Source organism: Devosia soli, assembly GCF_000970455.1.
Classification (GTDB): Bacteria; Pseudomonadota; Alphaproteobacteria; order Rhizobiales; family Devosiaceae; genus Devosia; species Devosia soli.
In genome coordinates, this window is sequence record NZ_LAJG01000023.1 from 110,825 (window position 1) to 126,928 (window position 16,104).

At 61.4% G+C, this 16,104-nt stretch carries 13 protein-coding genes and 1 tRNA gene; 12 read left to right on the forward strand and 2 right to left on the reverse strand.

Annotated elements, in window-relative coordinates; translation table 11 throughout:
• From VW35_RS12825 to VW35_RS12870, 10 genes are all read left to right on the forward strand, one after another.
• A complete protein-coding gene (locus tag VW35_RS12825) occupies positions 1–1,002 on the forward strand; it encodes an ABC transporter permease (protein ID WP_083982758.1) in 1,002 nt (333 codons plus the stop codon).
• The gene (locus VW35_RS12830; RefSeq protein WP_046143454.1) at positions 1,002–1,901 is read left to right on the forward strand and encodes a carbohydrate ABC transporter permease; all 900 of its coding nucleotides are present in this window, start codon (positions 1,002–1,004) and stop codon (positions 1,899–1,901) included. The genes VW35_RS12825 and VW35_RS12830 overlap by 1 nt, the downstream gene beginning before the upstream one ends.
• A 211-nt stretch (positions 1,902–2,112) precedes the next feature.
• Positions 2,113–3,543: an extracellular solute-binding protein gene (locus VW35_RS12835; protein ID WP_244465900.1), complete on the forward strand. Its 1,431-nt coding sequence runs from the start codon at positions 2,113–2,115 to the stop codon at positions 3,541–3,543.
• A 264-nt stretch (positions 3,544–3,807) separates the two neighbouring features.
• Entirely contained in the window at positions 3,808–4,977 is a 1,170-nt protein-coding gene (locus VW35_RS12840; protein WP_046143455.1) for an ADP-ribosylglycohydrolase family protein, read from the forward strand.
• Between the two features lie 24 nt (positions 4,978–5,001).
• Positions 5,002–7,098 carry an ADP-ribosylglycohydrolase family protein gene (locus VW35_RS12845; protein ID WP_046143456.1) on the forward strand — a complete coding sequence of 699 codons (2,097 nt, stop codon included), beginning with the start codon at positions 5,002–5,004 and terminating at the stop codon, positions 7,096–7,098.
• A 14-nt stretch (positions 7,099–7,112) separates the two neighbouring features.
• Positions 7,113–8,171 (forward strand): ABC transporter ATP-binding protein, encoded by a 1,059-nt coding sequence (locus tag VW35_RS12850; RefSeq protein ID WP_046143457.1) that lies wholly within the window; start codon positions 7,113–7,115, stop codon positions 8,169–8,171.
• Positions 8,168–9,370, forward strand: coding sequence for a CaiB/BaiF CoA transferase family protein (locus VW35_RS12855; RefSeq protein WP_046143458.1), 1,203 nt, complete (start codon positions 8,168–8,170; stop codon positions 9,368–9,370). The genes VW35_RS12850 and VW35_RS12855 overlap by 4 nt, the downstream gene beginning before the upstream one ends.
• The gene (locus VW35_RS12860) at positions 9,370–10,185 is read left to right on the forward strand and encodes an HpcH/HpaI aldolase/citrate lyase family protein (protein WP_046143459.1); all 816 of its coding nucleotides are present in this window, start codon (positions 9,370–9,372) and stop codon (positions 10,183–10,185) included. Before VW35_RS12855 ends, VW35_RS12860 begins: the two co-directional genes overlap by 1 nt.
• A 73-nt stretch (positions 10,186–10,258) precedes the next feature.
• Complete coding sequence (locus tag VW35_RS12865) at positions 10,259–10,777, forward strand: hypothetical protein (RefSeq protein ID WP_046143460.1); 519 nt, start codon at positions 10,259–10,261, stop codon at positions 10,775–10,777.
• Positions 10,778–11,064: 287 nt separating this feature from the next.
• Positions 11,065–11,141: transfer RNA gene (locus VW35_RS12870), tRNA-Asp, on the forward strand.
• 48 nt (positions 11,142–11,189) lie between these two features.
• Here VW35_RS12870 and VW35_RS12875 read toward each other — a convergent pair.
• Together VW35_RS12875 and VW35_RS12880 are read right to left on the reverse strand one after the other, a co-directional pair.
• Positions 11,190–13,733, reverse strand: a complete 2,544-nt coding sequence (locus VW35_RS12875) for an ABC transporter permease (RefSeq protein ID WP_046143461.1) — start codon at positions 13,731–13,733, stop codon at positions 11,190–11,192.
• Positions 13,730–14,434, reverse strand: coding sequence for an ABC transporter ATP-binding protein (locus tag VW35_RS12880; RefSeq protein ID WP_046143609.1), 705 nt, complete (start codon positions 14,432–14,434; stop codon positions 13,730–13,732). The genes VW35_RS12875 and VW35_RS12880 overlap by 4 nt, the downstream gene beginning before the upstream one ends.
• Positions 14,435–14,502: 68 nt before the next feature.
• Here VW35_RS12880 and VW35_RS12885 point away from each other — a divergent pair, with 68 nt between their 5' ends.
• Positions 14,503–15,132: an arylesterase gene (locus tag VW35_RS12885; protein WP_046143462.1), complete on the forward strand. Its 630-nt coding sequence runs from the start codon at positions 14,503–14,505 to the stop codon at positions 15,130–15,132.
• A 168-nt stretch (positions 15,133–15,300) separates the two neighbouring features.
• A complete protein-coding gene (gene budC, locus VW35_RS12890; protein ID WP_046143463.1) occupies positions 15,301–16,056 on the forward strand; it encodes a meso-2,3-butanediol dehydrogenase in 756 nt (251 codons plus the stop codon).
• Positions 16,057–16,104: the final 48 nt, after the last annotated feature.

Sequence of the window (16,104 nt, forward strand, 5' to 3'; positions counted from 1 at the left end):
ATGGTTGCCGGAGACGGGCAAAAGATCGCCGCCGTGACGTCAGATGGGAACGTTCCCGCTGTCGGTGAGAGGGTGCGCAGTTCGGGTAACATTCCGTTATCGTCGACGACGAGTTTGGGCGCGAAAGTACGTCAATGGTGGCCCTATTACGCCATGATGGCACCGGGCCTCCTGTTTTTCTTCATCTGGCACTATGTCCCCATCTGGGAAGCCAAGATGGCGTTCGAGCAGGTACGGATCATTCCACCCAATATCTGGGTGGGGCTCAAGAACTTCCAGCAGCTCTTTTCCTCACCGATATTCTACCAGGTGCTGGCCAATACGCTGATCATTTCGGGGATGAAGATCCTCTTCGTCTTCCCGGTCCCGATCATCGTTGCGCTGCTGCTCAATGAAATCCGTAGCGGCAAGCTGCGCGGATTTGTCCAGTCGGCGATCTACCTGCCGCACTTTCTGAGTTGGGTGGTTATCGCGGGCGTGTTCATCGCGCTGCTTTCGCCCACCGACGGTGCCGTCAATCAGATCCAGAATGCGTTCGGGTTTCCTTCGGTGAACTACATGACCAATACCGGCACCATTCGCTGGGTCCTGGTCATCTCCGAAATCTGGCGTTCTGCCGGCTGGGACAGTCTGCTTTATCTTGCCGCCATCTTCGCCATCGATCCGCAGCTCTACGAGGCCGCCGAGATGGACGGGGCCAATCGCTGGCAGAAAATCTGGCACGTCACCATCCCGGGCATCGTGCCGACCATCGCAACGCTCTTCATTCTCAACATGGGCATGTTCCTGAGCGCTGACCTCAACCAGGTCATCAACATGCAGAACGACGTCAACGCATCGACCATCGATATCCTCGACACCTATGTCTACCGGCTGGGCCTTTCGACCGGCGAATACGCGTTGGCCACCGCCGCGGGGCTCTTCAAGGCGGTGATCGGCATGATCCTCGTTGTCTCGTCGCATCTCGTCAGCAAGCGCCTGACCGGCAAGGGGCTTTGGTAATGGCCAGTCAATCCCGCCGCACGCCGCTCGAGCGCGTGGAATACGTGCTCATCGTTTCGACGCTGCTGCTGCTCGTCGTCTTCACCGTGCAGCCGCTGCTCAACCTTCTGGCTCTGTCATTCTCCGATCCGAGCAAGGTTGCCGGCTTTTCCGGCCTTTCGATTATTCCCGATGGTTTTTCGCCCGATGTCTGGGCGCTGCTGCTGCAGCATCCCAATGTCCAGCGCGGCATCTTCAATTCGATCTGGATGACCGCCACCAGTGTCGTCATCGGCGTCTTGGGCACGGCACTCATGGCCTGGGGCCTTTCACGGCCGGGCCTGCCGGGCCGACGGGTGATCTTCATCCTTGTGCTCGTGACCATCGTCTTCGAGCCGGGCATCATTCCCGACTACTTCCTGATGAAGCGCATGGGCCTTCTGAACACGCCCTGGTCGGTGATCATGTATAAGGCGATCAGCGCCTGGTACCTCATCATTCTCGTGCGGTTCTTCGAGGAAATTCCCCGCGAGCTGCTGGAAGCCGCCGAACTCGACGGCGCCAATCCCTTCCAGACCTTCTTCCTCGTGGTGCTGCCGCTTGCCAAATCGGCGCTCGCAACGATCGCGCTTTTCTACCTGGTGCTGCACTGGAACGAGTTCTTCCGGGCGATGATCTATCTCAACGACCAGAGCAAATGGCCGCTGCAGGTGGTGCTCCGGCAGTTCGTCATCGAGGGCGACAAGATCGCCATCGTCGGCGCCAACAATGCCAACAACAATATCGGCATCGCCCAGATCAACATCAGGGCACTGAAAGCCGGGATGATCCTCATCACCATCCTGCCGATCCTCGCCATCTACCCGCTGATCCTCAAATTCTTCACCAAGGGGACGATGTCGGGGGCGCTGAAGGGATGAAGTGGCTTTGGGTTCGGTGTTTGCGGCTTCACCCCGCCCTGCCTCCGCCCACCAAGGGGAGGTGGACGCCAGTGCGGCGGAAAGATGGTTCCACGCACGCGATACGGCATTGCCCCCTTGATGGGGGAGGACGGAAGGGAGCGGCGTCAGCCGCCATCCAAAACGAATTCCGCTTCGGCGGCATGACTGAAAACAACGGAGGAGACGACCAATGACGATCAAGAAACTGCTGCTGGCAACGACTGCCGTGGCCTTGCTGGGTGCAAGCATTGCCCCGGCGATGGCGCAGACGACCATTCGGCTGGTCAGCAAGGACTTGCTGACGACCAATCCCGACGACATGAAGGAAATCGAAGAGATCGAAGCCGGACTCAAGGCTGCGGGTCACGACATCGATATCCAGACCGTCGACCTGCCGGGCGGCACGGCTGCCTATGTCGATGCCCTGGGCGTAATGCTGCTCTCGGGCGACATCCCCGACATCATCTATTTCCAGGGCGGCGACCAGAAAATGGCCGAGCAGGGCATTCTCGAGGACCTGAACCCGTTCATCGAGAAGTCCGAGCATATCAAGGACGCGCTCTGGCCGCACAATGTCGATCGGCTCGCCAACTATCCGTACCTGCTCTACATCTATCCGCCGCGCGCGCCGCAGCCGGTGATCCGGCAGGACTGGCTCGATCAGCTCGGCATGGAACCGCCCAAGACTGTCGAAGAATACGAAGCGCTGTTCCAGGCAATCCATGATGCCGACCTCGACGGTGACGGCACGCCGGGCAATACGCTGGGCCTGACCGGCTTCGGCAATACCAACGAACTCGACTCCATCTTCAACCAGGCCTTCGGCGTGACCGGTACCTGGATGAAGAATGCCGATGGCGCCTGGGTCAATTCGCGCGTCACCGACGCAGAAAAGGCCAAGATCGAGTTCTATGCCCGCCTCGCCGAAAAGGGCCTCTTCGACAAGGAATATGTCACCAACACGTTCGACGTGAAGGAAGACAAGTTCTACACCGGCAAGGCTGGCGTCGTCTTCGGCTCCTCGCCGGAGGTCATCGACATCTATGCAGGCAAGATGCGCCAGGCTCATCCGGGCGAAGACATTACCCTCGCTCTGCTGCCGATCCCGTCAGGTCCGGGCGGACAGGGTCTGGCTGCCGTCGACGTTTCCAAGGAATCGCGTGGCTTTGCGATCTCGTCGCTTTCCGAGCACAAGGACGAGGCCTTTGCGGTACTCGATTTCATGGCGTCCAAGGAAGGCCAGGATATCGATCGGCTCGGCTTTGAAGGCGTGCATCACAACACGGATGCGAGCGGCGCTGTGACCTTCACCGACCAGATCTCCACCTGGTATGCGCGCTTCTTCAACGCAGCCAACTGGGTCCCGCCGACCCCGCTCTTGTCCCCGACTGCCCAGGCTGCGCTCGACACGATCAAGGACAATTTCGTCGCCGACAACGCCTTTGTCTGGCCCGCTGATTATGCCGCCGATGTCGACGCCACCGAGCAGGTCTATCGCTCCTGGGTGGCCAAGTTCATCACCGGCGAAGCGAGCCTCGACCAGTGGCAGCAGTTCGTCGACGAGTACAACGCGGCCGGCGGCACCCGCATGGCCGAATATGCGGCGACGGTGCTGAAGTAAAAATCCTGGGTCTGGGGCCTGATGGTTCCACGCCCCCCCTACGGCACCTCACTCCTTACGAGTGAGGTTGGGAGGGGGTGCGAGAGCCGCAGTTTTGTGGCTCTCACCCTCACCCTTGATCCAGCCAGACGAGCATAGCTCTCGTGGGCTGGATCGCTCAAATCGCTCCACCGGAGCGATTTACCAAACGACACGCCCAAGCCCACAAGGGGAGGGTGTCGACTGCTAGGGCCGTGCATCAGCGGCGACAGGAATGAAGATAACATGACACCAACCCTCTCATCCCGCGTCCGCGGCATGCTCCATGGGATCGCTCTCGGCGATGCCTTGGGTGCGCCGGTAGAAAAACTGTCGGCCGCCGAGATCAGGGCGCGCTATGGGCGGGTGACCTCGGTGATGACGCGCTGGCACAAGATGGACCTGCCGCCTGCGGCGCGAAATCATCGGGTGCGCGGCGACGGCATTGTCACGGACGATACACTGATGACCTTGGCGCTGATGGACATCTATGCCGAGGAAAAACGCCATCTCGATGCCTGGGACATGGCCGACGGCATGGTTCGGCAGATTGCCTGGACACCGCGCTGGGTGCCTGAACTGCAGCGCGAGGCGATGCTGATCGATCGCCTCTTCTATCCGGAAAAATGGATTTTCCAGCGCCATCAATTGTCCAATTGCGACCCGCGCCAGGGCGGGATCGGCAACATGGTCAATTGCGGCGCGGCTATGTATATCGCCCCGATCGGGGTGGTGAACGCTGCCGACCCCAAGGCCGCTTATGACGAAGCGATTGCTTTCGCATCGGGCCACCAGGAGAGCTACGGTCTTGAAGCCGCTGGCGCAATGGCCGCCGCGGTTTCTGCTGCCTTCGTGCCCGGAACGACCATCGACCGGATCGTCGACACGGTGATCGGCCTTTCCAAGGACGGCACGCGCGAAGCCATCATGGCTATTGCCGAGCAGGCCCGGCAAATGCGCGGCGCCGGCGCAGGCTACGACCAGGTCTGCGCGGCCTTCCATTCGACGATTGCGCGCTTTTCGGTCATGGGCGACGATGTCAATCACATGCCCGAAAAGGCCGGCCGTCTGACTGACGCTTATCGCCCAAGCCGGTTGATGGCGATCGAGGAGCTGCCGCTGGCGCTTGGTTTCTGCCTCCTCAATGACGGGGATTTCCGCCGCTCGATCGAGGACGGAATCAATTCGGGACGCGACACGGATTCCATCGGCGTCATGGCCGGTGCCATTCTCGGCGCTCTACACGGCGAGGCGGTGATCGATCCTGCCGATCAGGCGCAGATCGACACGGCCAACAGGCTCGATCTTACCGCTTCCGCCGACTCCTTTGCGCAAACTGCAGCACAGATTCTCAAGGCAGACCGCGCCGCAGCTGCGCAGCGCGAAGAAGCGCGCGCCGTCCTTCTCAAACTCTGACCCTTATCGACTGAAAGACCTTTGATGCTGTCCGAAACCGAAATTCTCGAAAAGATTTATGCCGGCTTTATCGGCAAGGCGATCGGCGTGCGCCTCGGCGCTCCGGTAGAACCAACCATCTGGAGCTATGATCGCATTCAGAAGACCTATGGCGAGGTGACGCAGTATCTGCGCGATTTCAAGAATTTCGCTGCGGACGACGACACCAACGGACCGGTCTACTTCATTCGTGCGCTGCGCGACTATGGGCTCAACGCAACAGCCGAGGATGTGGGCAAGACCTGGCTCAATTATGCTGCCGAAGAGCATGGCATGTATTGGTGGGGCGGATTCGGCGTTTCGACCGAGCACACAGCCTATCGTAATCTGCGCGCCGGCATTCCTGCGCCCCAGTCTGGCTCGATCGCGCAGAACGGCACCACTGTTGCCGAGCAGATCGGCGGCCAGATCTTTATCGACAGCTGGGGTTGGGTGAACCCAGGCAATCCCAAGCGCGCAGCCGAAATGTCGGCCATGGCAGCCTCGGTGGCTCATGATGGCGACGGGCTCAATGGCGCGCGCTTCTGCGCGGCGGCGATCGCTGCGGCATTCGAAGCCACGAGCATCGATGAGATCGTCGAGACGGCGATGGGCACGATCGACTCCAGCTCGACCTATGCGCGGGTGTGCCGGGCCGTCATCGACTTCCATAAGGCCAATCCGGACAATTGGCGCGCCTGCCGCGACATGCTGACGGCCTATTGGGGGTATGATCGCTATCCCGGCGTTTGCCACATCATTCCCAATGCCGGGGTCACCATCATGTCGATCCTTTATGGCAAGGGCGACCTGCCGCGGACGGCGGAGATCGCCACCATGGCGGGCTGGGACACCGACTGTAACGCCGGCAATGCCGCGGCGATCGTCGGCACATTCCAGGGGCTGCAGGAAGGTTGGGGCAAGTATCGCGAACCGATCAACGATTTCCTCGTCGCCTCGGGCATCGTGGGCTCGATCAACATCGTCGATATCCCGAGCTTCGCGCGCGAACTGACCGTGCTGGCGCTGCAGCTTGCTGGGCGCGAGGTGCCAAAACTGTGGCTTGAAGATTTCACCCGGCGCGGCCTGCGGTTCGACTTCGACCTGCCCGGCTCGACCCATGGTTTCCGGACCGAGGGCTTTAACCAGATCACCCTTAAGCATTCCGATGAGCGTCATGTCGAAGGCTCGCGCGGGTCGCTCGAAATCCAGCTCGATCGGCTGGAGCGCGGGCAGGGCGGGCGCGTGTTCTGGAAGCCGTTCTATCGCCGCAGCGATTTCGACGACGAGCGCTATCGTCCGATGTTTTCTCCGGTGGTGGATGCGGGCCAGACAGTATCGTTCAAGCTCTGGCTCGACCCTTGGAATGGCGATGGCAATCTGCGCGTCGCGCCCTATGTGCGGCGGACGATGAGCGGGGCGATCGAGGAAACGGGCGCCTGGCACGTGCCCTCTGCCGAAGGCTGGCAGGATTACAGCTTCGTCGTGCCCGAGGGTGATGAGGCGATCGACGAGATCGGTGTCTCCATCGAGTATTTCGGACGCCTCAAATTCCTCGGCCGGCTGTTCCTTGCCGACTTCAAGGTCGAGGGCGCGGGGCATACGGCCATCGACCCGGCCGTCGAAACGCAGGAATGGGGCGCCATAACGCGCTTCACCTTCAATCGCGGCCACTGGACCAAGCAGGAAGGGCGCATCCACGGGCACACTGCGGGCGACGCCGATATGTGGACCGGGCACTACTATGCGCGTGACGTGGTCGTCTCGGCCGATATGCGGCGCCTGTCGGGCATTTCGCAACTGGTCACCGCACGGGTGCAGGGCACCGGGCGGTTCTATGCAGCGGGCTTTGAGGGCGATGAGGTCGTTATCCTCAAAGAGGATTTCGGGTCGACTGTTCTCTCGCGCGCGCCGTTCAAGCCGGAATCCGGCAAGAGCTATCAGTTCGCCTTCTCGGTGAAGGGTGACACATTGAGCTTTGCCGTCAACGGCCAGCAGCTGATCACCGCGACCGACACCGCCTATGCCTATGGCATGGCGGGCATTCGCCTCGCCTCGGCCGGGCGGATGAGCGTCGGCCGCTTCGAGATCGTCGAAAGCTAACAGAGGAGGCCAGCATGGCGGAAATCGAACTCAAGCATGTCGCCAAGACCTATGGCTCGGTGCAGGTTCTCAACGACATCTCGCTTGAAATGGCCGATGGCGAATTCGTCGTGCTGGTCGGGCCCTCAGGCTGCGGGAAATCGACACTGCTGCGGATGATCGCCGGGCTCGAGGATATCACCTCGGGCGAGATCACCATCGGCGGCAAGGTCGTCAACAATATGCCGGCCAAGGAGCGGGACATCGCCATGGTGTTTCAATCCTACGCGCTTTATCCGCATATGAAGGTGGCCGACAATATGAGCTTTTCGCTCCGGCTTGCGGGGGCGCCGAAGGCGGAAATCAAGACCCGGGTGGCCGAAGCCGCGGCGATCCTAGGGCTCGAAAACCTGCTCGATCGCCTGCCGCGCGAACTCTCGGGCGGCCAGCGGCAGCGCGTCGCCATGGGCCGCGCCATCGTGCGCAACCCGCGGGCATTTCTGTTCGACGAACCCCTGTCGAATCTTGATGCGAAGCTGCGCGTCAAGATGCGCGGCGAGATCAAACGGCTCCATCAGCGCCTGGGCAAGACAATGGTCTATGTGACGCATGACCAGACCGAGGCGATGACGATGGCCGACACGATCGTCGTGCTCAACAATGGCCGCATCGAGCAGGCGGGTGCTCCGCTCGAGCTCTACAACAATCCGGCAAATCTTTTTGTCGCGGGCTTCATCGGCTCACCAGAGATCAATCTGGTGACGGCGCGTTATGAGGGCGGCTCAGCGATCAACCTTGCCGGCGGCGTGTCGCTGCCACTTGGAACGCCGCTCGATGTGTCCCCAGGAACCGAAATCGTTTATGGCATTCGCCCGCAGCATATCACCTTGGGCACGAGCGGCGTGCCGGCATCGGTCATCGTGGTCGAGCCGACCGGCGACGCGCAGGAGGTTTTGGCACGCGCCGGCGAAACAGATATCTCGGCGGCCATCCGCGACCATGCCCTCCTCACCCCAGGCGAAAACGTGCATCTGGTGATCGATCCGGCAAAGGTTTTCATCTTTGACCGGACGAGCGGACAACGGCTGCGATGAGCGAGAACGTCAAGCGGTTCGACCCCGCGGCTACCGGTCCGCTCGAGGGCATTCGTGTCCTCGACCTGTCGCGGCTTATGGCGGGCAACATGCTCAGCCTGCAGCTTGCCGATTTCGGTGCTGATGTCATCAAGATCGAACCGCCGGAAGGCGATCCGCTGCGCGACTGGAAAGACGACGGCCTGTCCCTGTTCTGGAAAGTTTATGGACGAAACAAGCGCTCGGTGATGCTGAACCTGCGCGATCCGGCCTCGATGAATGCGCTATGGCGGCTGATCGAGACCGCTGACGTCTTCATCGAAAATTTTCGCCCCGGCACGCTCGAAAAGATGGGCCTCGCGCCGGAAAGACTGCTTGAGAAAAACAACCGCCTCATCGTGGTGCGCATATCTGGATTTGGGCAGACCGGCCCCTATTCGCGCTTGCCGGGGTTTGGAACGATCGTCGAGGCCATGAGCGGTTTTGCCGAGCGCACCGGCTTTCCCGACCGGGAGCCGGTTTTGCCGCCGCTCGCTTTGGCCGACATGATCGCCGGGCTTTACGGCGCCTCCGCAACCATGATGGCGCTATATGCGCGTCAGGCGGGCACGGCGGCGGGGCAGGTGATCGACCTATCGCTGCTCGAACCGATGTTTTCGGTTCTGGGCCCGGAAGCCGCGATTTTCGCCAGGACCGGCAAGATCAAGCAGCGCGTCGGCAGCGCGTCAAACACGGCCTCGCCCCGAAATGTGTATAAGTGTGCGGATGGAAAATATCTTGCTCTTTCGGGCTCTACCCCCGCGGTGGCGCGGCGGATTTTCGAGATCATCGGTCGAGCTGATATGAACGATGATCCACGCTTTGCGACCAATTCCGATCGTGTCAAGAATCGCGACCTGGTCGATGCCGCGGTCGGCGAGTGGTTCGCGCATCTGGACAGCAGCGAGGCGCTTGAAACCATGCGAGCGGCCGGAGCGACGGTTGGGCCGGTCTATAACATCGCTCAGGCGATGGACGATCCGCATTTCAACGAGCGGGAAGTCATCGTGCCGGTCGAAGACGAAGGCGCAGCGCCGCTTCCGATGCACAATATCCTGCCGCGCCTGTCTGCTACGCCCGGCGTCTGGCGTCGGCCCGCTCCCAGTCTTGGCGAGCATAACGACGAAATCTTTCGTGAAGCAGGAATCGCGCTGCCTCGGGCCGGTGGAGGACCCGCCTGATGCGTTCGCTTCTTTATGTTCCAGCTCATCAGGAGCGATTTATCGCCAAGGCGCACGAGCGCGGCGCCGACGCGATCATTCTCGATCTTGAAGATTCTGTACCTGCCGAAGCAAAGGACGGGGCGCGAGCCGGCTTGGCGGCAGCCATAAACAGCGTCCGTCAGGGCGGCGCCCAGGTTTTCGTGCGGATCAATGACGGCGAACGACAGCATGACGACGCGCGGGCAGCGATTAAGGCAGGGGCCGACGGGCTATACGTCCCCAAGGTGCGGAGCGCGTATGCTATCGAGAGCCTCGCGGTTATTCTCGACGCTGAAGAGGCGGGAGGGACGCCACTTCAACTGGTTGCTCTGATCGAAGATATCGGCGCCGTCATGGATGCGCGGTCCATCGCCCGGGCGTCACGCCTGACCGGGCTTTCGGTCGGCGGCGAAGATCTCGCGCTTTCGCTTGGTGCCGAGCCGACACCCGATGTCCTGCGCCTGCCGAAATTGCTGGTTCACTATGCTGCAAAAGACCGTGGGCTCTGGTCGTTCGGGCTTCTGCGCTCTGCCGCCGACTATTCCGATCTTGCCGGCATCGAATTAGCCGCACGCGAGGCGCAGGCCCACGGCTTTGACGGAGCGACCTGCGTACATCCCGCTGTCGTGCCGGTGCTGAACACGGCCTTTTCGCCGAGCGCGGACATGTTCGCCTGGGCTGAGCGCGTCATCGAGGCGGCCCGAACGGGCGAGGGGGCTTTTCAGGTCGACGGCAAAATGGTCGACGCGCCGATTATCGCCCGCGCCCGAAGAATTCTCGAGCTCCGCCGCTAGAGCCGCATCATTTCTCGCGGAGCCGCGCCATCTAGGCTTGCGGGGCCAGTAATGTGAGATCAATGCTCGGGTTATGACCCAACCCCGATTCCTTTCGCTCGTTTTCGCCGCGGCGCTACTGCTCGGCGGCAGCGGCGCAGCCTTGGCCGATGGGCGCGGCGACTGGAAGGGCTATGATTGGCAGCGGGTCGATCTCGACACCTGTCCGACGCTCGGCGCGGGAAACCCCTGCCAGATTTTTCATGGCAAATGGGACTGGAAGCGCAATCAGTGGGTCGATCTGATGTTGACCTATACCGGCTCGGCTCTGGAGCTGGTCAATATCCTCACCAACTACGATCGCGCCGACGACGACTATGTGTGCACTGTCGTGTTATTCGTTAGTAGCGAAGGGCGCAACCTCGCCGCGTTCCACTTCAACGAGCACAGCGACCACCAGACTGCGGCCAATTTTACCAGTCGCTTCCCGATCTCCAGGGCGGCACTTGCCCAGACCACGACGGTCGACGTCGGCACCAAGCAATGCCGCGAGGGTGGCAACCAGGACAAGGGCACCTATGCGCGCGTCGTGGAGGCTATTCGTCAGAACTAGCTCAAGTTCGCACTGGCTTTTGACGCCTGAGGTGGGCTAGAAGGCCGCAGCCGGCTGGCGCGGACATGAATCGTCTTCGTCGCACTGGGCCCGGTCTTCTCACCCACAATCATCCAGCTTCAGATGCCGCGTGAAAAAATGCGGCTTGATGCTTGTTGTTTCATAGTTTTCCACAGCCGCGTCGACATCTGTGAAGTTTTTATGCCGGAACGCTCGAGCGGCGCTTGACTTGGGAATGGGCACTGGGTACATGAGCCTCACGTTCAGCGAACGAACAGTTCGCCGATGCGGGAGTAGCTCAGTTGGTTAGAGCGCCGGCCTGTCACGCCGGAGGTCGCGGGTTCGAGCCCCGTCTCTCGCGCCACCCTTTTCAATTACATTGTTGTCGTTAGGGTGGTGCGGCTGGTCGCTGTCATCCCACATCTGCACGAAGTTGTCGCGCCGGGCGCACGGACATGGCTGACCAAGTCGTAAGAACGCCGGTCGCGATCGTCGTGATAACGGCGCCGATGACGACGATGACGACCGTCAATGCGTTCGGGGCGAATGGGATTTCCATGACGTAGGTCAGGATCGCCCAGGCTGCGGTGATGCCGAGGGCTGCACCCAGGGCCGCGGCGAGGAAGCCCAGCACGCCATATTCGACGACGAACGCGACGATGACCTTGCGCCTCGTGGCGCCCAGCACCTTCATGACGACCGCGTCGGCTTCGCGCTGCTTCCGCCCCACCGCCATGGCGCCAGCAAGCACCAGCACTCCAGAGACTACTGCCAGGCTGCCGACGAGGGCGACGGCGTTGGCCAGGCTCGAAAGAATGGCTTCGATCCGCTCGATGGCATCGCCGACCGGCAGGAAGCTCAAAGTCGGAAACGTCTTTCCAAGACGATTCTCGACCGCAGCGGCGGTGCCATGTTTCACATCGATAGTGCCCATCACAGTCTGCGGCGCGCTTTCGATCACGCCTGGCGAAAACAGCAGGCGAAAATTGAGCCCTCCTTCACGCCAGTCGATGTCACGAAAATTGGCGATGGTGACATCGATCGGGCGGCCGGCAATGGCGATGGTCATGGTGTCGCCGACGGAAAGGCCGAGAGGGTCGCGCAGTTCGGTGCTCAGGGACACGAGCGGCGGGCCGGAATAGGTATCGGACCACCAGTCGCCGGCAACGACGGTTGAGCCCTCCGGCACGCTGCTTGCCCAGCTCAGGGCCGCGTCGCCCTCGAACATATCTGCGATGTCGTCTGGAACCGGACCGATATCGATAACTGGCGTGCCCTTGATCCGCTCGATGGTGCCGCGCAGCATCGGGATGGTCTCGAGCGTCTCGATATCTGGGTCGGACGCGGCAAAGGATTCAACCAGCGGCACCTGGTCCTTGGGCATATCGAGCAGCACGAAAGCAGGCGCATCTTCGGCGACGACGCTATCGATCTGACTGCGCAGGTTCTGGTCGAGCAGGGTGATCATCAGCAACAGCGCCAGACCGAGGCCAAGGGAAAGCACGACGACGGGCGCGACTGAACCGGGGCGATGGATCGCCTTGAAGGCTTGGCGCAGCGTTGTGTTGGGAAGCGGCGGCAAAAGCCGCAGCGCGACTTGCAGGAGCCACGCGGCGGCGCGGAGCAAGGCGAATGCGACCGCAGCGCCGATGGCGTACCACAGAACCAGTGACAAGGAGGCGGTGGTGAGGATGGCCAATCCGGCAATGGCCAGCAGCGCGAGCAGCAGCGGCACGCCCGTGCGCCAATGGGTGAGGTCACGCCAGCTGATGCGCGTCTCGCCGCCGTCGGAGGCGCGAAAAAGGCTGGCGGGCTTGAGCTTTTGCGCGCCACGCAACGGCAGAAGCGCAAAGGCAAAACCGATCAGCAGGCCGAAGAGCGCGGCGGTGGACAGGGATCCCACGTCTAGCGTGGGAGCAAGATCGATGCCGAGCATGCCCGAGAGAAAGGGCAGGGCAAGAAGGCTGGTCGTTGCGCCGAGAATGAGGCCGATCAAAACGCCGGCGAGAGAGAGCACCAGAACCTGCGTCAGGAAGTGGACCATGACTCGGGCGCTGGTGGCGCCGAGGCTGCGCAGGGTCGCGATCGAGCTGCGCCTTTCAGTGATATAGGCCGATATCGCATTGGAAACGCCCACGCCGCCGACCAGCAGCGACGACAGGCCGACCAATGTCAGAAAGCGCGCGAAAAGATCGAAAAAGCGCTTGAGGTTGGCCGCGGCATCTTCAGGTTGCCGCAAATCCCATCCGGCGTCCGGGAATACGTCCGTGAGCTCCGCAATCGCAGATGCGGCATCTTTTGACCCAAGCAGAACCTTATAGCTGAAGCGGCTGAGAACGCCTTGCTGCTGCAGCCCGGCGGCGCTCAACGCGCTATCGAGCACAAGGGCAGGGCGACCAAGCTGAAACCCTTGGGCTGCCTGGTCTGGCAATGCGACAAGCGTGGCGCGGACTGAAAAATCGGCATCGCCGATCCTGATGGCGTCGCCGATCGCGATGCCGAGACGATCCAGAACGCCCTTATCGACAATTGCGCCTGGAAGGCCATCCCTGACCGAGAGCAATTGGCCAATCGGCTGGTCCGTCGCGGGCGCTACGGTGACCTTGCCCAGCAAAGGATAGTTCGCGCTAACCGCGCGGAGGCTCAGGAGCGTACTGGCGTCGTTGACACTGGCACGGGCGTTGAGGTCGACGACGCGCGTTACCTGGCCGAGCGCTTCAACCGCAGCCCATTGCTCAGACGAAATATCGCTGCCGCGCATGCGGATCTCGATGTCGCCGCCCAGGATGACACGCGCGTCGCGCTGCACCGCAGCCTGGAGCGCGGCGCCAACGGACGACACAGCCGCAATGGCGCCGACGCCCAGCGCGAGACAGGCGAGCAGAATGATGAAGCGGCGAACATCGCCGCGCAGATCGAGAATGCCGATGCGGACCCAGCTGAGAAGGCGGCTCATGCCGTCACGTCTTCGGTAAGCGGCGTCAGCCGCCCATGATTCATCGAAAGCACGCGATCGGCCCGGCGGGCGAGGGCAGGGTCGTGGGTGATGAGGAACACTGCGGTGCCATTGTCGCGGGCCAGGGCAAACATCATATCGATGACCCTGGCGCCAGTGTCCTGATCCAGATTGCCGGTCGGCTCGTCAGCGAGCAGGAGTTTCGGCTTGTTGACGATAGCCCGAGCAAGCCCGACTCGCTGCTGCTCGCCGCCAGAGAGCGCGCTTGGGCGATGATCGAGACGGTCGCCAAGGCCTACGGCCACCAGAGCCGCTTTCGCTGCGGACATGATCTCCGCGTAAGACTGCCCGGTTTCGCCGATCTCAAGAGACAATGCGACGTTTTCGAGAGCAGTCATCGACGGGATCAGATGAAAATTCTGAAAGAGGATGCCGAGATGCTGGCGCCGGAAAATGGCCAGCTGATCCTCGTCGAGTCCGGTGATCGATGTACCCGCTACACTCACGTGACCGTTTGTTGCCTGTTCGAGGCCGCCCAGTACCATGAGCAGCGATGTCTTGCCGCTGCCCGACGGGCCGACCACGGCAACGACCTCGCCGGGCGCGATGGAAAACTCGATGTCCTTGAGGATGTGAAGTGGCGTCTTGCCTGACCGAAGGTGCAGGTTCATGGCGGCAGTCGCAACGACAGGGCTGCTCATCGGCGGCACTTCCATTCGGTAAAGCGTTGAACGAGAAGTATGTGGTCTCGACGGAAAGAACAGCAGCGATGAGAAAAATTGTTCGTGACGCGATATTTCGCGCTGCCCTTGCCGTGTTGGCGGTCGGCTTGATACTGGCTCCAGCCAATGCGGCCGAGCGGACGTTGATGCTCTACGGCGACAGCCTGATGGCGGGTCTCGGCCTTTCTGCAAAAGACAGCTTTGCTGGACAATTGCAGGCCGCGCTCGGTGACGAGGTTACGATCGTCAATGCCAGCGTTTCGGGCGACACGTCGGCCGATGGTTTGGCGCGCCTTGATTGGTCGCTGGCCGATCGGCCCGATGCAGTTGTGCTCGAACTCGGCGCCAATGACATGCTGCAGGGTCTGCCGGTCGACGCGATGCGCGAGAATCTCAAGGCAATCCTCCGTCGGCTTCGGGATGAGAACATCCCGGTTCTCTTGGCCGGCATGCGCGCTAGCCCAAGCCTTGGCAGTCAATATGTAGAGGCTTATGACGCAGTCTTTCCAAGCCTTGCAGCGGAATTCGGCACGGCGTTTTATCCGTTTTTCCTCGAAGGCGTAGCGACCAACGCCACGCTCAACCAGGCCGATGGCATGCATCCGAATGCCGAAGGGGTGCGCATCATAGTCGAAGCAATCCTTCCACACATCAAAGCGCTGCTCGCAGAATCTTAAGGTCAACTTGCCGGCAGGCGGATGAAGGGGACGGCCAAGCCTGTTCACTGCACCACACATCTGCCCACGGGTTCTCCGCTCCGACGATGAACGATTTGCCGGGGTAGCGAAGGATCAATCGGCACGCTTCGCCGTTGCTTGGCAAACAGCCAACAGGAAATCGGTGCGATGCAAAGGTTTAAGGATAAAGTCGTTCTCGTCACGGGTGCAGCGTCGGGGATTGGCGCAGCAACGGCCAAGCGTTTCGCCAGCGAAGGCGCGAAGGTGGCGCTGGTAGACGTCTCCGATCTATCCGCGACAGCGTCATCGATCGGGCAGGACGCTGTTCTGACCATCACCGCCGATGTTTCTGATCGCAGCCAGGTCGACCGGATGGTTGAGGAAACTGTGGCCAGGTTCCGCGGGCTCGATGTGCTGGTCAACAATGCTGGCGTCTATAGCGGTGGCGATCCTGCCAAGATTTCGGACGATGACTGGCACAAGGTCATCGCCACTGACCTCGACGGTGTTTTCTTCGGTTGCCGCGCGGCTATTCCGCACCTCGAAAAAACCAAGGGCTGCATCGTCAACACCGCGTCGGTCTCGGGCACCGGCGGGGACTGGAACACGCTGCCCTATAACGCTGCCAAGGGCGGTGTCGTCAATTTCACCCGCTCACTGGCAATGGACCTCGGCAAGCGCGGTATTCGCGTCAATTCCGTCTGCCCGAGCCTCACGCGAACGCCGATGACCGAAGAGACGTTCAAGGATCCTGAAGCACTCGAAGAGTTCAATGCCCGCATCCCGCTTGGTCGTCCATGCGAGCCCGAAGAGGTTGCAGCCGTCATCGCGTTTCTTGCGAGCGAGGATGCGAGCTTCATGACAGGTGCGAACATTCCCGTCGACGGCGGCGTGAGCGCATCCAACGGGCAGCCCCCGCAATGATCTTTCGGCTAGTCGGCGTATTTGCTGGCGCCGACTAGCCGAAGTGGC